General features: G+C 39.9%; 17 protein-coding genes. 16 read left to right on the forward strand and 1 reads right to left on the reverse strand.

The genetic code is table 11. The annotated features are described in order from the left end of the window. Window position 1 precedes the first annotated feature (1 nt). Entirely contained in the window at window positions 2–1,159 is a 1,158-nt protein-coding gene (locus tag EOK74_RS14965) for a hypothetical protein (protein ID WP_338047277.1), read from the reverse strand. A gap of 919 nt (window positions 1,160–2,078) precedes the next feature. On the opposite strand from EOK74_RS14965, the gene EOK74_RS14970 reads away from it, so the two are divergent. The 16 genes from EOK74_RS14970 to EOK74_RS15045 form a co-directional block, all read left to right on the forward strand. Continuing rightward, entirely contained in the window at window positions 2,079–4,739 is a 2,661-nt protein-coding gene (locus EOK74_RS14970; RefSeq protein WP_133470830.1) for an HzsA-related protein, read from the forward strand. A 41-nt stretch (window positions 4,740–4,780) separates the two neighbouring features. After that, the gene (locus EOK74_RS14975) at window positions 4,781–5,539 is read left to right on the forward strand and encodes an SH3 domain-containing protein (RefSeq protein ID WP_133470831.1); all 759 of its coding nucleotides are present in this window, start codon (window positions 4,781–4,783) and stop codon (window positions 5,537–5,539) included. Next, complete coding sequence (locus tag EOK74_RS14980; RefSeq protein WP_133470832.1) at window positions 5,509–6,147, forward strand: outer membrane beta-barrel domain-containing protein; 639 nt, start codon at window positions 5,509–5,511, stop codon at window positions 6,145–6,147. Before EOK74_RS14975 ends, EOK74_RS14980 begins: the two co-directional genes overlap by 31 nt. 27 nt (window positions 6,148–6,174) lie before the next feature. Then, a complete protein-coding gene (locus EOK74_RS14985; protein ID WP_239024128.1) occupies window positions 6,175–6,735 on the forward strand; it encodes a TlpA family protein disulfide reductase in 561 nt (186 codons plus the stop codon). Window positions 6,736–6,747: 12 nt separating this feature from the next. Continuing rightward, window positions 6,748–6,984 (forward strand): DUF4266 domain-containing protein, encoded by a 237-nt coding sequence (locus EOK74_RS14990; RefSeq protein WP_133470833.1) that lies wholly within the window; start codon window positions 6,748–6,750, stop codon window positions 6,982–6,984. Window positions 6,985–7,006: 22 nt separating this feature from the next. Then, window positions 7,007–8,140 (forward strand): DUF3570 domain-containing protein, encoded by a 1,134-nt coding sequence (locus tag EOK74_RS14995; protein WP_239024129.1) that lies wholly within the window; start codon window positions 7,007–7,009, stop codon window positions 8,138–8,140. A 39-nt stretch (window positions 8,141–8,179) separates the two neighbouring features. Continuing rightward, a complete protein-coding gene (locus EOK74_RS15000) occupies window positions 8,180–8,734 on the forward strand; it encodes a hypothetical protein (protein WP_133470834.1) in 555 nt (184 codons plus the stop codon). Between the two features lie 2 nt (window positions 8,735–8,736). Beyond that, window positions 8,737–10,809, forward strand: a complete 2,073-nt coding sequence (locus EOK74_RS15005) for a tetratricopeptide repeat protein (protein WP_133470835.1) — start codon at window positions 8,737–8,739, stop codon at window positions 10,807–10,809. Continuing rightward, entirely contained in the window at window positions 10,806–13,832 is a 3,027-nt protein-coding gene (locus EOK74_RS15010) for a tetratricopeptide repeat protein (protein WP_133470836.1), read from the forward strand. Before EOK74_RS15005 ends, EOK74_RS15010 begins: the two co-directional genes overlap by 4 nt. Further along, complete coding sequence (locus EOK74_RS15015) at window positions 13,819–14,574, forward strand: tetratricopeptide repeat protein (RefSeq protein ID WP_133470837.1); 756 nt, start codon at window positions 13,819–13,821, stop codon at window positions 14,572–14,574. Before EOK74_RS15010 ends, EOK74_RS15015 begins: the two co-directional genes overlap by 14 nt. Beyond that, window positions 14,571–14,849, forward strand: a complete 279-nt coding sequence (locus EOK74_RS15020; RefSeq protein WP_133470838.1) for a hypothetical protein — start codon at window positions 14,571–14,573, stop codon at window positions 14,847–14,849. The genes EOK74_RS15015 and EOK74_RS15020 overlap by 4 nt, the downstream gene beginning before the upstream one ends. 63 nt (window positions 14,850–14,912) lie before the next feature. Continuing rightward, on the forward strand, window positions 14,913–15,581 hold the full coding sequence (locus EOK74_RS15025; RefSeq protein ID WP_133470839.1) for a MotA/TolQ/ExbB proton channel family protein: 669 nt from the start codon (window positions 14,913–14,915) through the stop codon (window positions 15,579–15,581). 39 nt (window positions 15,582–15,620) lie between these two features. Further along, window positions 15,621–16,160, forward strand: coding sequence for an ExbD/TolR family protein (locus EOK74_RS15030; RefSeq protein ID WP_133470840.1), 540 nt, complete (start codon window positions 15,621–15,623; stop codon window positions 16,158–16,160). Further along, window positions 16,160–16,714: an ExbD/TolR family protein gene (locus EOK74_RS15035; RefSeq protein WP_133470841.1), complete on the forward strand. Its 555-nt coding sequence runs from the start codon at window positions 16,160–16,162 to the stop codon at window positions 16,712–16,714. The genes EOK74_RS15030 and EOK74_RS15035 overlap by 1 nt, the downstream gene beginning before the upstream one ends. Further along, a complete protein-coding gene (locus EOK74_RS15040; protein ID WP_133470842.1) occupies window positions 16,711–17,745 on the forward strand; it encodes an AgmX/PglI C-terminal domain-containing protein in 1,035 nt (344 codons plus the stop codon). Before EOK74_RS15035 ends, EOK74_RS15040 begins: the two co-directional genes overlap by 4 nt. A gap of 324 nt (window positions 17,746–18,069) precedes the next feature. Then, on the forward strand, window positions 18,070–19,372 hold a 1,303-nt coding region (locus EOK74_RS15045; RefSeq protein WP_133470843.1), incomplete at its 3' end, for a putative Ig domain-containing protein.

A 19,372-nucleotide genomic window follows, 5' to 3' on the forward strand; every position in this document is an offset into this window, starting at 1 on the left:
ATCATTCTCCCTTACAGTAGTCAGCTGAATCAGCAAACACCTGTTTTATGTTGTAACCAGTGTTGGTGAATGTACTTGTCATGGCTGATATTTCGGCCCGGTCTGTGGCATCTTGGGGGCTGCGCAAACATACATTTTCAAAAACCTTTGTGACTTGGCAGCTCGCAAATTGCTGGCTATTTGCCAACTCTTGCCCCATGGTTTTGGCACCGTTACCGCTGTCGGGCAGCGACTCATTCCATCCTAAGTTTTTGTTTAAACCTTCACGCCAATAATTGCTCCAACTGTCATCATGGGTAACATAACCAAATGGGAAGTTATTACTATTGATGTGATATTTTCCTTGGACTTGTGTACCTGTTTCTGGGTCTATTAGTGAACTTGTGTTGTACTGTAAAGCGCCAGATTCACCATCAGGATCAGATTCTAGGTCATATTCATAATCGTAATACGCAAAAGCTTGGGCTAGGGGATCCATACCTGAGTGGCAGCCAATACATGAGTTATTAAATATTCGACTATCTCCCCCAGGGCTGCGGCTAATATCTTGACGAATGCGGTCTGGGCTCCGGGTGGTGTCTTTCACCCCTTCTAAATCAGTACACATGTGATTGATTAGAGTAAAACGAAACATGGCGCGATTAGTGCCGTCTTTAAAAAATGATTTTGCCGCGGCTCGGGTAGTCATCACACCTGCTGATGCATTCGCAGGTAAGCCCGTCACTGATGATTGTGTGGTAGCTTGTAATACTTCTTTTAGGTCTGCGTCTAAGTCATCTAATGCTTGGTAGTGAGCGTTGCTACTAATTGAGTATGCAGGAGCGTCTACTGAGTCATCTGCTACATATAAAATATCGCCACTGAGTATTTCTCTAAAATCCACATCGTCTCTGATCATACCAATGACTGTGGCCGTATAATCGTTCAAGGGAGCAAATACGTCGGCTTCTTCATTGGTCCATGGCGTAACCCAATTCTTTAGGGTCACAGAATAAAACGCAGAGTTTTCCATGGCCAAGTATGCGGCGTCAGTTACCTTGCCTTGGTCTATGTAAGTGGTCATTTCATCAAGCACATCTGCAGTTGGAGGTATGCCTACAACCCTATCGTGGATGCGTTTGGCCTGCTCTCGCGAACCTGCCGAGCTGATAGCCGGCATCAATAAGCAGCTTACAGTAATGCACAAAAGCATAGGTTTGCTAATCTTCTTCAGCCTGTTCTTATGTATGATGAAATATTTCAAAGGTAACTCCCATGGCCGCCTGTTGGTGCTCAAGCTAAACGTCTTGAGAAGGTTTTAATCAATATAACTAGGTGCAACAACATGGGATCTAGTAACTAGGTCTAGGTTTTAATACCCAAGTATTTGCTGATCTATTTTCAATACCCTTATACATCTAGGGTTGGTGCTTATGAGTATAAAAATTAAACTTAAACTTTTTAGCTAGTTTGCATTAAGTGGGCCATGGCTTATCAGCGCTTGGTATATATGAGGTTAGGCATAAAAATCTATTGTTAAAGGCTTTGACGATTCAAGATGGCGTTACTTTTTATAGACTTGTTGCTGTAAATATTGAGGTTGTTTTTAATACAGTAATTTAGTTTTGGCCTAGTAGCTAACTGCAGAAAAAGTGGTTTTATCGCAAATTTAAAAGAATTTACGGATGTCGTCATAAGGGCACATGAGATTTTTTTTGAGGCATATTGATAATTTTTTTGGTTTATTCTTAAGGCTAATTAGCTCGCAATTTAGGGCGTTTTTCAAACGTATTAAAAATCATCCCCAATAATAGTTTGCTTCATTGTTGATTGCTGTTGTTAATGTAACTATCTAAAAACATTAATGCCGAGAGTTGCATTAGATAGACAGTATTTACTAAATACCAATACTGATAATCTATTAACTACCGATATAGAGTGGGGGTACAGCCATTAACCTTATTCTTAAAAGACGCTTTACATCAGTTCATTTGGAGATACGAAATAATGTTCGGAGTATTACTAATATCAATATACGTATGTTTTCGAACCTAGTTTTTAAGACTCTTAGGCGTTCACTTTACCTCAGGTTGCAGGCTATGTTTCTGTGTCTAGGTCTTTTTGGGTGTGGTGATGATTCTATATTGCTCAGTGATCAAGAAGCTGATCCAGTTGTGATAGACGTTCCCATTGCCTATATTAAACGCATCGCTCCTTATGATGATGAACAACTATTGGTTGAGCAAAGTATCACCCGACCGGCTGACTTTATTCCTGGTGCATCTCTATATATAAAAAGTAGAGCTGCTGTGAGTGCCACTGAAACTAACATCTCTGCTGCAGCGTTTTTTAGTGAAGAGCAAATTGCCGCTAATGGTCCTGAGCTTGATACCTATGATGTTAAAGATGTGAACGTATCTTATGATGGCGAACGATTAATATTTGCTATGCGTGCTCCAGAAATTGAAGATGCCGACGATGATGAACAACCCACTTGGAATATTTGGGAGTATGATTTAACTAGTGACACGCTAAGACGAATCATTGTCTCTGATCTCGACGCAGAGTTTGGTGAAGATACAAGCCCGGTGTATTTGCCAGATGGGCGTATTGTGTTTAGTTCTACTCGCCAGCAAGCTAATCAAGCTATTTTATTAGATGAGGGTAAACCTCAATACCAAGCTATCGATGAAGACAGAAATCAGACCGCCTCTGTATTACATGTAATGGATGCTGACGGTGAGAATATACAGCAAATTTCATTTAACCAAAGTCATGACTTAGACCCAACAATACTTAGCTCAGGCAAAATTCTGTTTAGTCGTTGGGATAATGCGGTTACAAACAATACTGTTAATTTGTATCAAATGAACACAGATGGCAGTGATTTAGAAATTGTATATGGACGTCATAGCCACATTTCTAGCCGCAGTGATTTAGCGCTTCATTTTACCCAATTAGCGGAACAACCAGATGGTCAAGTATTAGCTATGTTACGGCCTTTTAGTACTAATCAATGGGGCGCAGATTTTATCAATATTGATGTGGCTAATTATATTGACGATACTATGCCCATTGCTTCTCAATCTGGTCTGATAGGCCCAGCACAAACCCCAGCTATATTTGATAACGTATTAATAAATGGTGATATTTCTCCTGGTGGAAGTTTCTCGGCTATGTATCCTTTGTGGGATGGAAGTGAGCGAATTCTGTTTAGCTGGAGTCAGTGCAGAGTTTACGATCCTGAGCAGGAAGGGAATACTGACGAAGAGTTACAAATATTGCCTTGTGATGACTCTTTATTAGAAAACCCAGTTGTAGAAGCTGCGCCGCTACTTTATGGATTATGGATGTATGATCCCATAGACAATACTCAGTTGGTGATTAATGTTCCAGAAGAAGAACTAATTTACACGGATTTAGTCGCTATGCAGCCAAGGGCTTTTCCAGGTAATGCCCTTATCGCTGATGAGTATGATCAAGATTTGGCATTAGAGGGTTTAGGCAGAGTGCATATTCGTAGTGTTTACGATTTTGCTGGTATTGATACTAGTCCACAGGGTATTACAGCATTGTCAGACCCAACTCAAACACCTGTCGCTGATAGACCCGCGCGCTTTTTAAGAGTGGTTAAGGCGGTATCTTTGCCTGATGATGAGGTACGTGATTTTGACAATTCAGCTTTCGGGCGAAGCAGCGCTCAATTAATGCGTGAAATTATAGGTTATGTACCTATTGAGCCTGACGGTTCAGTACTATTTAATGTGCCTGCGAATGTACCACTGAGTTTTAGTTTGTTGGACCAAGATGGTCAAAGGATCAGTGAGCGCCATCAAAACTGGTTACAGTTTGTTCCGGGAGAGGTGAAAACCTGTAATGGTTGTCACACTCAAAATAGTGAAATGCCCCATGGCCGTTTAGATGCTGAAGCAGACAGTATTAACTTAGGAGCGACTAGTTCAGGTGGCGGGTTTCCTAATACTAACCCAGCTCTGTTTACGGATGTTGGGGATACTATGGCACAAACAGCAGGTAGAGTATTAGGGGTTAGTTACCCTTCAGCAGATATTGTTTATGAAGATATTTGGACTGACCCAGATATTCAAACGCCAGTTGCAAGTTTTAGTTACGCTTATTCAGATCTCCAGTCTACATTGCCTATATCCAGTAGTTGTGCCTTGATCTGGAACTCCTTGTGCCGCATCGAGATAAATTTCCCTGATCATATTCAACCTATATTCTCTGTAGACAGACAGGTTTATTCAGAGGACGGGGTTAACTTATTGGAAGACAGAACATGTGTCAGTTGTCATACCCCAGATGGGGTCGATGACTTAGCCCAAGTTCCCGCTGCACAGCTAGACTTAAGAGGCGTCGCTTCTACAGATGACCCAGATGTTTTTACCAGTTACCGCGAGTTAATGTTTACCGATAGTGAGCAAGAGCTTTCTGATGGTGTATTGATTAATCGCTTAGTTGAAGTGACAGATAATGATGGCAATATTGTCTACGAAGTAGATGAAGAAGGAGAGCTTATTCTAGATGCTGAGGATAACCCTATCGCGGTCACAGAAACTGTGAGTGTGACCAATAGTATGTCTACCAATGGGGCTATTTCCAGTAATCGATTTTTTAGAGTGTTTGACCAAGGTGCGATTCATGATGCTTGGCTAACACCCGCGGAAAGCAAACTATTATCTGAATGGTTAGATATAGGTGCTCAGTATTACAATAATCCATTTGCAGCACCCGTTAATTGATGTTGTGTTTAAGACTAAAAAGTGGCGGGCATAAAGTGAAAATGGCATTTCAAAACCCATTTAATTTCAGATTTTTATTGTTAGTTTGCATGTGGCTTTGTACGACTTCTGCGTTAAGTGAAGAGCTCATACAGGCAAAAGTAGTAGAGCCTTACGTAGAAATACATTCAGGGCCTGCTGGTGGATATCCAGTAATACACGTGGCCGCTAAAGGTGAATGGATAACCGTATTAAAGCGCAGAACCAGTTGGTTTAAAATTATCACCGCTGATGAAATTCAAGGTTGGATTAAGCAAGATGACTTGCATTTAACTGAGAGTAGCCAAGGGCAACCCGTGAAATTATTTGATGGTTCTTTTGCTTCTTTTTCTGAGCGAGATATTGAGTTTGGTATGTTAGGCGGCTCATTTGAAGGTACGCCATCATTAACCATATTTGCCGATTGGGTCGCCACAGAAAATATTAGTGCCGGAGTCAGTGTGACTCAGGCATTGGGTGACTTATCTGAAAGTCAGTATTTTTTGGTAAAGGCACAACATACTACTTTCCCCGAGTGGCGGTTATCTCCCTATATTAGTCTCGGAGTGGGTCAAATTCGCACCCAACCGAAAGCAAATTTAGTACAAAGTGGCGATGAAGCACGTACCAGCGATTTGTACGCTGTTGGTCTTGGTGTGAGGTATTACCTAGCAAAAAACTTTTTAGTCAAATTAGAATATAACAATCTTCAAGCTTTAACGAGCCGAGATGAAAACGAGGAAATAGAAGAATGGAAGTTAGGTTTCGCAGTATATTTCTAGTGGTGTTGGCATTGCTGAATTCTTCAAGCTTAATCGCTCAAGAGCCTGTAAAAGCCGGGACTCTAATTGAGCCAAAGGTAACAAGACAAGATATCAATGAAGCGAATATTGATTCAGAAAACTTTGAGCTTGGCCTGTTAGTGGGTGTGATTAGCATTGAAGACTTTTCATCTAGCCCTTTGTTTGGATTACGTGCTGCCTACCACATAAATGAAGACTTTTTTATCGAAGCTACATATGGCCAAGCAGAAGCAGGGGAGACCAGCTTTGAAGTCTTGAGTGGTGGTGCGCCATTTCTTACTGAAGAAGAAAGAGATTACAGTTTTTATAACGTGTCATTTGGGTACAACCTAAATGGTGAAACTTTTTTTACAGACAATTTAGTTTTTAACTCAGCTACCTATTTTACCCTAGGGGCAGGGAGTACCGACTTTGGTGGAGATGAACGTTTTACCGTGAGTTTGGGGGCGGGTTATAGATTGCTTCTTACTGATTACATGGCATTACATTTTACCTTGCGTGATCACTTATTTAACTCCGAACTTATAGGTAAAGAAAAAACTACTCACAATATTGAATACGGCTTTAGTGCGACGTTTTTCTTTTAACCAAGCACCTTTTAAAACGAGAATTTTATGAAAATGATAGCTAAACAAGAAACACATATCTTCGGACTTAAAGCATTAATGCCTAACTTTAAATCCACTTTAGGCTTTATTAGTACTAGCGCTTTAGTTTTGCTTTTAAGCTTTACTGCGACTGCCGCCTCGACCCCAAAAGGGCCTGCGCCAGATTTCACTTTGGCAAGTAAGGATCATGGCAATGTTCGCTTACAAGAACAAATAGGTAATGTGGTACTTATTAACTTTTGGGCATCATGGTGTGGCCCTTGCCGCGAAGAGTTACCACATATGGAAGCGTTACAACAAGAATTCGCCGACTTAGGTTTTGTTATTCTAGCCGTAAATGTGGATGAAGACCCAGCGAAAGCGGATGTATTGCTAAAAGACATCCCTGTGAGCTTCCCGGTTTTGTTTGATAGTAAAGATGAAGTAAGCAAGCTCTATAACGTTAATGCTATGCCCACAACTGTATTAGTAGACAGAGATGGTAATCACCGTTTATTGCACAACGGTTATAAAAGTGGTGACGAAGTGAAATACAAAAAAGCGGTGAAAGCCTTACTTAGAGAGTAGGAATTATTCACTATGAAAAAAATGCGTTTACATGTTTTATTAGCTTGTTTTATTGCAATTGGTGCTAGTGGTTGTAGTACTACCTTTGAGCCTTGGGTAAAGCCCTATGAGCGAGATAACTTGGCTGACACCATAATGAGCATGAATAGAAACCCAGTTTCTGCGTCTTATACTAACCATGCCCTGCAGGCCCGTGAAGGCGCTCGTGGAGCAGAAGGTGGCGCTGGGGGCGGTTGTGGTTGTAATTAATAGTATTTATAGGGTTAAAAACATGAACTTAATAAAGGCTATGACTTTATTCAGTCTAATTGCCCTGACTTGGCAAACCCAAGCAGCTGTATTGCCTCAAGATAGATCCGATGCCATGTATCATTCTTATCAAGGTGGTGGCATGTCTATTGATGGCCCTTCGATTTTATTACGTAAAAAAATCGGTAATTCAGTATCCGTTTCAGCCAATTACTATGTGGATACTATTTCAGGCGCATCCATTGATGTATTAGCCACTGCTAGCCCCTATGAAGAAGAGCGAACAGAGAAAAGTGTAGGGGTGGATTTGTTGCACGAGAAAACCTTGGTGAGTTTTAATTATACCAATAGCTTAGAGAATGATTTTTTTGCTGAGTCTTATCATTTAGGTGTAAGCCAAGACTTTTTTGGTGATTTAACTACTTTAACGTTAGGTTTTTCGAAGGGGAATGATGAAATATGTAGGATTGGTGATGTATCATTTTACGAAAAAGCCGAAAGACAAAATTACCGATTAGGGTTAACCCAAATCATTACTAAGAATATGATTGTTGGGCTTAGCTTTGAAAATATTGCAGACCAAGGCTATTTGAATAATCCTTACCGCTCGGTGCGCTATATAGACCCAACAGCCGCAAAAGGGTATCAATTTGAAACCGAAGTTTATCCCAATACCCGAAGAAGCAACGCGGCGGCCGTCACCGCTAATTATTATTTACCTTATCGAGCATCAGTGTATGCAGAAGCAAAGTTGTTTTCTGATTCTTGGGGCATAGACGCCAACACTTATAAATTAGGTTACATACATACCTTTGGTGATGACTGGATAGTCGAACTAAGAGCCCGCCATTATGCCCAAGAAAAAGCCGATTTTTATCAGGATTTATTTAGTCGTAGTGCTGAGTTTAATGTACGTGCTCGAGACAAAGAAATGAGCACATTTAATAATCTGTCGTTTGGGGCAAGTGTCACTTATGAATTCCAGTTTTCTGCTGCTAATTTTTTCAAAAAGAGCACCATTAACCTCGACATAGATCATGTTAATTACGATTACGATAATTTTAGAAACGTACTTCTTGATGCGCCTGTGGGCGAAGAACCACTTTACCAATATTCAGCTAATATCACACGCTTGTACGTGTCAATATTTTACTAATTGCAAACTTGTGAAATAGCTCAAAGGATAATCGATATTATGAAGTTTCAATTTAAAACACTGCCTGTTAATTTTGCTTTTATATGGTTGCTAATTAGCATGAATGTTAACTCACAAGAAACCTTGAATACCACAAATTCAAACCTTGATGAACAAACCGTTACCCAGCAACTACAAGCCTTAAGAAAAGAAGTGATTGCCCTCAATCGTGACTTGTTTGTTTTAGAAGAAGATTTGTTGTTTCCTTCTAGTACTCAAGTAGTGGTATACCTTTCCATGGATGTAGGCACTTACTTTAATTTAGATTCAGTTGAGTTGAAACTAGATGATAAAACTGTGACTCACTACCTTTACACAGAAAAACAAATTCAGGCTTTATACAAAGGCGGTGTGCAAAAGTTACATATTGATAATCTGGGTCAAGGTGAACATGAATTGACTGCATTTTTCATAGGTAAAGGACCAGAAAATAGAGAATACAAAAGAGCCACTAGTTTAACCTTTAGCAAGACAGCAGAGTCAGTGTCTTTAGAGCTGAGTATTGAAGACTCTAGTGTTAAACAACAACCAATATTTAAGGCTGTTGAGCTGTAAACATGCAGAAGAATTCTTTGGTTAAATCGGTTCTTTATTTTGCCTGTAGTATGGCTATATCTGCCATGGTTTCGGCGCAAGATACGACGGGTGAAATACCACCTAATCCAGTATTACAAAAAGCTTATCAACAAGTTTTATATGATTATTACCAAGGTGATTTTGCCGAAGGCCTCACCAAAATTTCAATACTAGAACAACAACACCCTAATGGCTTATTGGCTATATCAGACTCGTTACGGGGCGATATTATAGAGCCTGAATTACTAAAGGGTGCCATGAGTTTAGCTTATGGTTTGAATACTCAAGCAACAGATATTTTTACTCGATTGTTAAGAGATAAACAGTCAGAAAAAGTGTCGGCTTACGCTTGGTTGTTGTTAGGTGAAGCCTATCATCGAAGCCGAGAGTTTGAATCAGCGGCAAACGCATTTGCTAATATTTCAATGGAGCAAGCAGATACGTTTTTTGATACCACAACCCGTGATCATTGGTTGTATTTACAGTCTCAGTTACATGGTTTTTTAATAAATTCAGATACCCAAACAAATACCACTAATGCTAAAGCTCAGAGTAATTGGTTACAAGAGCTGTCTGATGCTTCAATTTATCGTCAATATATTGCTTATAATCATGCGTTAGGTTTATTGCAAAGTGGTGAGGTTGAGCTGGCTATATCTGAGCTTAATATTTTAGCTTCAACTGATACAGGATTAATTGAAAGCTGGGGAAATTGGGTTAATCCTCTATTTGACGTTGAACAAAAAGCGGAGGAAGAAGACGAAAGAGCCGCAATTAAAGATAGAGCAAACCTAACTCTGGCTTACATTTTAATGCAACTAGGTGAACCCCATGATGCATTTAGAACCTTTGAAAAAATTCGTACAAAAGGCTTAGATTACGATGGCGCACTCTTGGGATATGGATGGGCCGCAGCAGAAAAAGGTGATTGGCAAATCGCATTGGCTATTTGGCAAAAATTGATTCAAATGCCACAGCATAGTGAGTTTACTTTAGAAGCTTATATTGCCAGTGCTTATGCCTATGAAAAAGCCTTTGCGCCAAAACAAGCAATGAATATGCTGCAGTCAGGTGTTGCTCGTTTTAAACAAGCATCTGAAGTTTTAGAAGCGGCAATGCAGCAGGTTTCTCAACCGCAATTTATTGTAGATTTAATCCCTTCATCCCTAAATTCAGGCAACCAAGGCGATAGTTATGAGTTGCTAAGTGAAAAAGGCCAACAATTAAACACACAGTTTATTTTTGAAAGCATTAGTGTCAGCAATGAATTTAAAGCGGGTATAGAAGCCCTAAAAGCTAGCTTAGAAATTCAAACTCAATTACTTAATTGGCAGCAACGTATGTCGCAATATCACCTTATGTTAGACGAACGTAAAGTTGAGAGAAACCTGCGCGCAGAAAATATGAGTGCTGATCGTACCTTAGATAAATTGGCTGTTTTAAAAGAGAAGCGAGAACAATTAGCTGCTCAGCTTCAGCAGGCCGAGCAGTTGCAAGATGGCAGTGTCTTTATGTCGGCGCAGTACCAAGATTGGGCAAAAAGGGTGAAACGCTCGCAGCAGCGGCTAAAGAAGATAGCTCAGCTTAAATCTCAGTTAAATCAAACGCCTTTAACAGAGTCTTACGTTAAACGCTTAGATATGGTTGCAGGAAGACTAATCTGGCTCTCATCCGAAGCGTTACCTGCCAATATGTGGCAAGCTAAAAAAGCATTAGCGCTGGTAGATGGAGAATTATTAACCACTGAGAAAAGACAATACGATTTATTAAGCCAACTGGATACACCACCTCTTTACGCAGAACAGTGGCAAAGGGTCGACTCTATCGCAGTACGCTTAAAAGTACAGATACAAAAGAACGAAGTGCTGCAACAAAATCTTATTACTCAACTTTCAGCAATTTTTAAGCAAGCCATAGCGGCCCATCAAGATAAAGTGAGCAATTACCTATTGCAGGCACAGCTAGCTACGGTTCGTTTGAGTGATCAAGCTTTACAGAATGAAGAAGGTGACTTAATTGAACAAGGCCAAACCCCAAAGGATAATTCCCAATGATATTGAGTTATCTGAAAACACCTAACGTTGCCATTTATGCAGTGGGTATAAGCGTATTTATTCTAAGCAGTTGCAGTATTTTTACTGAAGATTTCGAACCTCAATCACAAGCAAAACCACAAGTATCTACCCAAAATTTAGGTGATGTATATTTTGAGCCGTTACCTTTAGACCATGAGCCATTACAACAGCCAGATACCAAGACTTTAAGAGATAGATATCAAGAATTACTTACTTTGGTGGGGGACCCTAAAACTAGAGAAGTTGCTGCCTATCGTCTTGCGGATTTAGAAGGGCTAGTGGCTGAAGCGCAACTTGAAGAAGGGGCCGCTTTACATTCTTCAAGTTCGAATTTTGAGGCTGTGGAGTCCCAGTTGTTTGGTGCCACAATTCAGCGCTATCAGGACTTGTTGAGCAGCAACCCAGGCCACGAAAATAGTGCAGAGGTCTTGTACCAATTAGCAAAGGCCTATGAACAACAAGGTTTAACTGAACAAAGTTATCAAGCCTTAGAAGAGTTAGCTACACAGTTTCCAGATTTTCCCTATTTAGCGGAAGCATATTTTCGTATGGGTGAAGCCCAGTTTAATCTAGGCAATTACTTAAGTGCCATAAGCAATTATGAGCAGGTGATAAACCTAGGGGATCAAAACCCCTATTTTGCTACCGCTGCCTATATGTTGGGCTGGAGCTACTTTAAAGATGAACAACAGCCACAAGCGTTAAGCGCATTTGCTCAACTGTTAGACCATACCCTCCCCAATGAAGTGATTGCAGAATCTATGCTTTCTCAAGTGGATAGCCAGGCGCAAATAGAAAGGTTAACTGTAGGTAAAAAGCGTTTGGTGAAAGATACTATACGTATAATGAGTTTGTTATTTTCATATCAAGACAGTTTATTCGCTGAGCCTGCCGCCAGTATTGAAGAGCACTTTGCAGGGATTAGCCCGAGACATTACGAATATGTTTTATATGATGCGCTAGCTCAGCATTACCTCAACAATGACCGCTATCGTGACAGTGCTAAAGCGTATAAAGCCTTTAGTGAGCTCCATGCTCAACACTTTCAAGCACCTATTTTTGCAGTTAAACAAATTGATGCCTATATCCTAGGAAAATTCCCCACCTTAGTCTTACCAGCAAAAGAGGCCTTTGTGCTGCGCTACGGAGTGGCGGGAGACTACTGGAAACAATGGCCTGTAGTGCTTCAAGAACAGGTAGCTCCTTATTTAAATCAGTATTTACAAGAATTAGCTCAGTTTGAACATAGCCGAGCCCAGTTACTTGGTAATGCCAGCAAAGGAGATACGGGTCAAAAGTTCGAAGCTAGCTCACAAGAGTTACAGCAACAAAGTGTTGCAGCTTATTTAAAAGCTGCCACTTGGTATCAACAATTCATCGACACCTTTCCTCGAGATCCCCAAGCTCCTGAGTTCCAATTTAGGTTAGGAGAAAGTTACTTTGCGGCTAAACAGTATGTGAAAGCTATTGAGGTGTTTGAAGCCTACGCTTATACGCCTAGTTATGGCGTAGATTTTTCTCGTAAGGGATATCCTAAAGCTGCAGAAGCCGCCTATTTAACCTTGCTGTCGTACCGAGAGTTAATGGCAAGCCCAACAGGAATGGCCCAAGAAGAGCAATCAATCTGGTTAGAAAAACAGCTTGTGAGCCAAGTGGATTTTGTAACCGAGTTTGCCGATGATCCCCGTGCTCTTGATGTTTTACATACTAATATACAGCAATTGTTTTTGCTGAATCGATACGAAAACGCCATAAGCAACGCCCAGCTGTTATTAGATTGGCAACCTCAAGCTAGTGCCGATAAAGTGTTAGCTAGCCACTTAGTTATGGCACATAGTTATTTTGCGCTATTGCAATATGCTGCTGCCGAGTCTAAGTACGAAACTATCCTGCAAGTATTGTCGCCTGAAGATTTACGACGTTTTGACATGCAAGAAAGGCTTGCCGCGAGTATTTATAAGCAGGGTGAAGAAAACATTCGCCTTAACTTTTTACCTTTAGCAGTGAACGATTTTTTAAGAGTTATCGCTAAAACCCCTAACTCTTCCATTAGACTTAACGCTCAGTATGATGCCGCTAGTAACTTGTTAGAAATGAAAGATTGGCAACAGGCCATTGGCTTATTAGAAGACTTTAGGCGTCGTTTTCCTGCACACGAGTTAACTAAAAATATTCCTGATCAATTGATTTTAGCTTATCAACAAAACGAAAACTGGCAGCAAGCGGCAGATGAGTTGTTGGTTTTACATCGAGCCAATCCAAAGTCAGAAGAGGGACGTCAGGCTTTATATGTAGCTGCGGGATATTTCTACAAAATTGATAACAGAGAACAAGCCCTTAATTCTTATCGTACTTATGCTCATAGTTACTCGCTACCTTTTGCTGAAGCCAATGAAGCGCGTTTTATTATGAGTGAGTTTTATTTAAAAAGTAACGAAGCCAGTAAAAGACGTTTTTGGTTAAACAAGTTAATTTTGGCTGATAAGCAAGCCCAGCAACAAGCCAATATGCAGCGAAGTGATCGTTCTCGTTATTTAGCAGCTATGGCGTCTAATGTGTTTGCCCAGGATAAATTGTATAACTACAAAGTTATAAAATTAACGCAACCGTTAAAAACCAGTTTAGCCAAGAAAAAAGCAGCACTGACTCAAGCGCTTGATGCATACAACCAAACCTTAGCTTATAAAATTGAAGAATTTAGCACCGCTGCCAATTTCAGTATTGCTGATATATATCATCAATTAGCTAAAGATTTGATGGACTCTAGTCGCCCTGCCAACCTAAATGAATTAGAGCTTGAACAATACGAACTATTGTTAGAAGAACAGGCATACCCTTTTGAAGAAAAGGCTATCGACATCCACGAGACTAATGCCCAAAGAAGCTGGAATGGTGTGTATGACGACTGGGTACAGGAAAGTTTTCAGGCATTACAAACCCTATTACCTGGCCGCTATAACAAGCTTGAAAAAGCGTCGGAGGTAACAGATGAAATATACTAAATACTCAAGTTTTGTATGGGCTGGTATAGGCTTAATGTTGGCGGGCTGTGCCAATCTACCATTTTCTGAAAGTACACAGGAGCCGCCAGAAGTATCTGATACAGCTACAGCTGAAACAGTAGAGCCGTTAACACCTTTACAAATAAAAGTATTAGATTTAAAGGCACAGCCTAATTTATATACGCAGCAGTATTCCCAATCAAACCAAACTTTGTCGCCCTTACTTAAAAAGCAGTTTACTCAAGCTATAGCTTATAAGGCTGAAGGGGAGTTAGAGCAAGCAGAGTCGCTATTCAAGCATTTGTCTGAGACTCAACCCCAGCTATCTGGTGTGTGGTTGCAATTGGGATCTATAGCTTTGTTAAAAGGCAGTCAATTAAAGAAGACCGCTAAAAACACCAGCTTAGATAAAAGCGAAACCTATTTAACTAATGCCATAACGGCCAATAAACTTAACTTCAAAGCCCATAACTTATTAGGTCAGGTTTATCGTAACCAAGGCCAGTTTACTCAAGCCTTGCATCACTATGATAAAGCGATAGAAATTTGGCCCGCATTTCCCGAGGCCTATGTGAATAGAGGGATCTTGTATGATCTATATTTAGGAGATAAATTACTTGCTTTAGATGATTACACTCTATACCAAGCCTTGTTAGATGAGCCATCTAGGCAAGTAAAAGGTTGGATTGCCGACTTAAAAAGACAAATCAAAGCCCAACAACAAAATGGAGGCTCTCAGTGAAATTGAAATGTTTTACATTAATTATTTTAAGTTTATCTAATTCTATACTTTTTGCTCAACAGCAAGAAGTCGTCACCATAGAAGAAACTATTCGCGGTAATCAAGAGCAGCCTAAAGTCTTAACTATAGTGCCTTGGCAGGCTCCGTCGTTGAAAGAGGCTTTACCTAGTCAGATTGTTGAACGCATTAACAAACAGTTTGTCCCCCTACAACGTGATGAGTTTTTGAGAGAGCTAAGCTCGTTACGTACTAAAAACTCATACCCAAAACACTAGCTTTATACCTTGTTGGTGAAAATAAAGTTATATAGTGCATCTACTGATTTTTAGGAGTAAGTCATGGATTTTTTCCAAACTATTGTAAGATTTTTTCAGGAAGGGGGCGCCTTTATGTTCCCAATTGCAGTGGTGCTGGCATTAGGGTTAGCCATTGCTATTGAGCGCTATTTCTTTATTAGCTTTGCAAAAAGTGTCAATAAAAAAGCTTTCAAACAAATGGAGCCTTTGCTGAACAAACATGACTATGCAGGTGTTTTAAGTTTTGCTAGCAGTAGTAAAGCGCCTATTAGCCGCATTATTGGTGCGGGTATGGCGAGATTAAATCATAGCCAAAGGCGTGAAGATATTGAATATGCGATGGAAGAAGGGTTAATGGAAACCACGCCTCGGTTAGAAAAACGTACAGCATATTTAGCGACCTTGGCGAACATATCAACCTTGTTAGGTTTACTTGGAACTATTATTGGATTGATTGCCGCGTTTTCTGCAGTGGCTACCGCAGACCCTTCAGAAAAGGCGAGTTTGTTGTCTCAAAGTATCTCAGTTGCTATGAATACCACAGCATTTGGGTTGATTGCCGCTATTCCTCTTTTAGCATTTCATTCTGTTATACAAACTAAAACCACTGAAATCATAGACAGCATGGAAATGGCTGGTGTGAAGTGTGTGAATGCTTTGATTGCTCGTAATGATTTAAACACTCGTTCACGCTCATCTGACGATAGTTAATTGAAGCTAATAGTTAAAGATAGGATCTAGGACGTTTTTATGGCTGGTAGAGCATCATTTGGGCGAAAAGGGCGTAAGCTAAAACAAGACGCTGAACTTGATATCACTTCATTTATGAACTTGATGATAGTGTTGGTTCCAGTGTTGTTAATGATGATGGTTTTTTCCCGTATTACTGTATTAGAACTTTCCTTGCCAGAGTTAGGTGATGCAAGTTCTGCAGCTATTGACACAAAAGATCAACGTTTAGAGCTAGTAGTACGTGCCAATAGTGTTGCGGTTTATTACCCCCAAGGTTATTTGGTGAAAGAATTACTTAGTACTGAGCTAGGCCATGATTACGAGGCATTACAAACGGTACTAAAACAGATCAAACAAAGTTTATTAAACAAAGATATTGATAAAAAAGCTGCGACTTTATTACTCGAAGAAAATACCCCTTACGAAGTAATAGTTGCTCTGATGGACACCACCCGTTCATATGAGGATGTGTTGATTACCTCTGTGGTAGATGCTGAATTATTTCCTGAAATCTCATTAGGCGACGCACCTTTAAGTGCAGAGCAGGGGAGTAAATAATGAAAAAGTCAGCCAGAGCATTGCGGATGCAACGCCATCATAAACGTATGGCAAAAGAGTCAAAATTAAGTTTAGTGTCTTTGATGGATATTTTTACCATTTTGGTTTTTTTCTTAATGGTGAATGCCTCAGATGTGCAAGTTTTACAAAATAATAAAAGTGTAGAATTGCCTAAGTCTACCTCTCAAAAAGCCGCCAAAGAAACCTTAATTTTGATGGTGAATAACCAAGACTTAATCCTGCAAGGTCGAAAACTAGTTGATGTCGAAAATGTTTTAAACCAAGAGCAAGATATTATTCCTGAATTAGTGACTGAACTTGAATATCAAGTTAATCGTTCAACTAATTCAACGTCAGAAATCTCTAATACTGAAGAGCCCGTTGCAAGAGCGATTACAATTATGGGTGATAAAAGCATTCCTTACACAGTATTAAAAAGAATTATGCAAACTTGCGCTGAGGTGGGGTTTACAAATATATCCTTGGCGGTAGAAGGTGAAATGCCTGATGAACAACAAACAGCCCCCGATACTGCGCAGCAGGAATCAGTATGAACGTTGCTACAGCCACTCAAAACAGCAAGCTTTTGACTGCTAATAGTTTTGTGACCGAGCTGCCTTGGTCATCAAGTAGTGCTGAAAACAAGCGTTTTACCAGTATTACAGTTATTGTATTGTGCATAACGTTGATCTTTGCGGTGTTTGTAAAGTTTCAAGAGTTGCCCGAAAGACCTAGAGCGGAAAAAGAAAAGGTACCCGCTCAATTAACTCGGATTATGATGCCCAGAAAAGTTGAGCCGCCTAAGCCTATTCCAAAACCAGAGCCTAAGCCTAAGCCTATTGAGCCTGAGCCGGTAAAGCCAAAACCAGAGCCTAAAAAAGAGCCCCCAAAACCAAAGCCACCAGAGCCTAAAAAGGCGCAACCTAAGCCAGAACCCGTTAAGGTTAAGGTACCCACTCAAGCTGAAATTACCGAACAAGCTAAGGCTAAAGCACAACAGTCTGGTGTACTGGCGTTTCAAGATGATTTAGCTAGTTTGCGTGATGACTCTAGTATCAACAATTTAGCCGAAACAGATACTATAAAAGGCGCTGGGGCTAGTGACCAAACTCAACGAAAATTTGTTGGTAAGAAAGTAGCAGGCAGCAGTGGCGGTGTTGATACAAGCCAATTGACCACTGATATTGGTTCTAAAGGTGAGCTGAAAGGCACAAAAACAACTGAATATGTGGCACCAACTGAAGGTCTAGCCTCTATTGCGGCTAAGCAATTAGTGGTTGACGACCAAGTAATCGGAAGCCGAGATTTAGAGTCTATCCGTAAAGTACTCGATGCCAATAAAGGCGCAATATATGCCATCTATCGTAGGGCTTTGAGGTCAGATCCTAGCCTTGAAGGTAAACTTACGGTTAACTTGACTATCGAATCAAGCGGCGCGGTTTCTGCAATAAAATTAGTCTTCAGTGAGCTAGAGTCAGATACCTTGGAAACTAAATTACTCAGACGTATCAAGTTAATCAACTTTGGTGAGCAAAAAGTTACACAAACTCTCTTAGATTATTCATTTAATTTCTTACCGTTTTAATGTAAATCAAATGTTAAAATTAGTGTGGGGTGTTGATTTTAAAATAACATCTTTTTTATATTTTGTAGTTTAATTTTAAATGTCCCTACTTTTTATAATGAATTATGTTTTTAGGGTTTACTAAACTTGTAATACCTCATAGAATCCAGTGCATTGAGCAAGAATAGATAGAGTTTACTGGGGTTTCGGCCTAAGTTGGGATCTAAGGCATTGCTTAATGTCACTATGTGATTATTGACTTCCTTATGAAATCTTCTCTTTTTAAATTCAGCTATTAAATTTTTGTACTTTTAGCTCGCATTGACGCGAAAATAGGATTTTATTATGGATATGCTCCGCCAGTTCTGTTTGACTTTTTCTACTGTTTTAGTTTTAGCTGCATGTAATTCATCTGATCCTACAGAGCCCACTGACGATAATAGCGCCCCCGTTGTAATTAATAGTATTGCTGACAATACATATTATGTAGATGAACTTTTTGAATATGACGCTAATTTAGCAAGTGATGTATTCTCTGACGCTGATGGCGATCAGTTAAGTTTTTCTGTGGATATTTCTCCAGCTACATCTGAAATACTCATTATTGATGGCATAGTAACTGGAGAAGTGAGTGAGGCTAAGACCTTTGCTGTAACGGTAGTGGCAACGGACCCTGATGGTTTATCAACATCAGATACTTTTGACCTGATTTTTGAACTAAATTTTGCTCCAACCTTAGACAATGCTAATAGTAATCAAGAGTATTATGTTGGAAACGATTTTTCATATGATCTGACTTTAGGCGGAACAGCTTTTACTGAAGGTAATGGTGACACCTTAAGTTATGAGGTAGTGCTTGTGCCTGCATCATCAGAGATATCAATTTTAAATGGAGTCCTATCTGGAATAGTGTCAGAGGAGCAAATTTATACTGCGAGTATAACTGCTACTGACGAAACGGGACTAGCAGCAGTAGATTCTATTGAGTTGAGTTTTATCACAAATGAAGCCCCTGTTTTAGAGGTTCCTAACGGTGATCAAACGTATTACACGGGCAGTACTTTTAGTTATGATATGACATTAGATGGTACTGCTTTTAGTGAAGCTAATAACGATTCTTTAAGCTATGACGTGACTTTAACACCAGCGTCTTCAGAAATTTTAATTGTAAATGGTATGCTGTCAGGCTCAGTCTCAAATGAGCAAGTTTATACAGCAACTATTACAGCTATTGATGAAACAGGGCTTACCGCAACGGATTCAATCGAGTTGAAATTTGTAGAAAATATCGCTCCAATTTTAGTAAACGGCAACGAAGATCGCACTTATTATACAGGCAGTAACTTTACCTATGACGTAACATTGGGGGGAACAGCTTTTACTGAAGTCAACGGGGCCGTTTTAAGTTACAGCGTAGAGTTATTGCCTGTTTCTTCAGATATTACTATTATAAACGGTTTACTCTCGGGTTCTGTAAGTCAGCCTAGCGTTTACACTGTTACAGTAACAGCGGCAGATGAAACGGCTCTTACAGCGACCGATACTTTTGAGTTAAGTTTTGTTGCTAACATTCCTCCTATGGTAACTAACAACAATTCAAATCAGGAATACTATGTAGGTAATGCCTTTAGTTATGATGCCACAATAG

The sequence above is a fragment of the Paraglaciecola marina genome (assembly GCF_004360155.1).
GTDB lineage: Bacteria > Pseudomonadota > Gammaproteobacteria > Enterobacterales > Alteromonadaceae > Paraglaciecola > Paraglaciecola marina.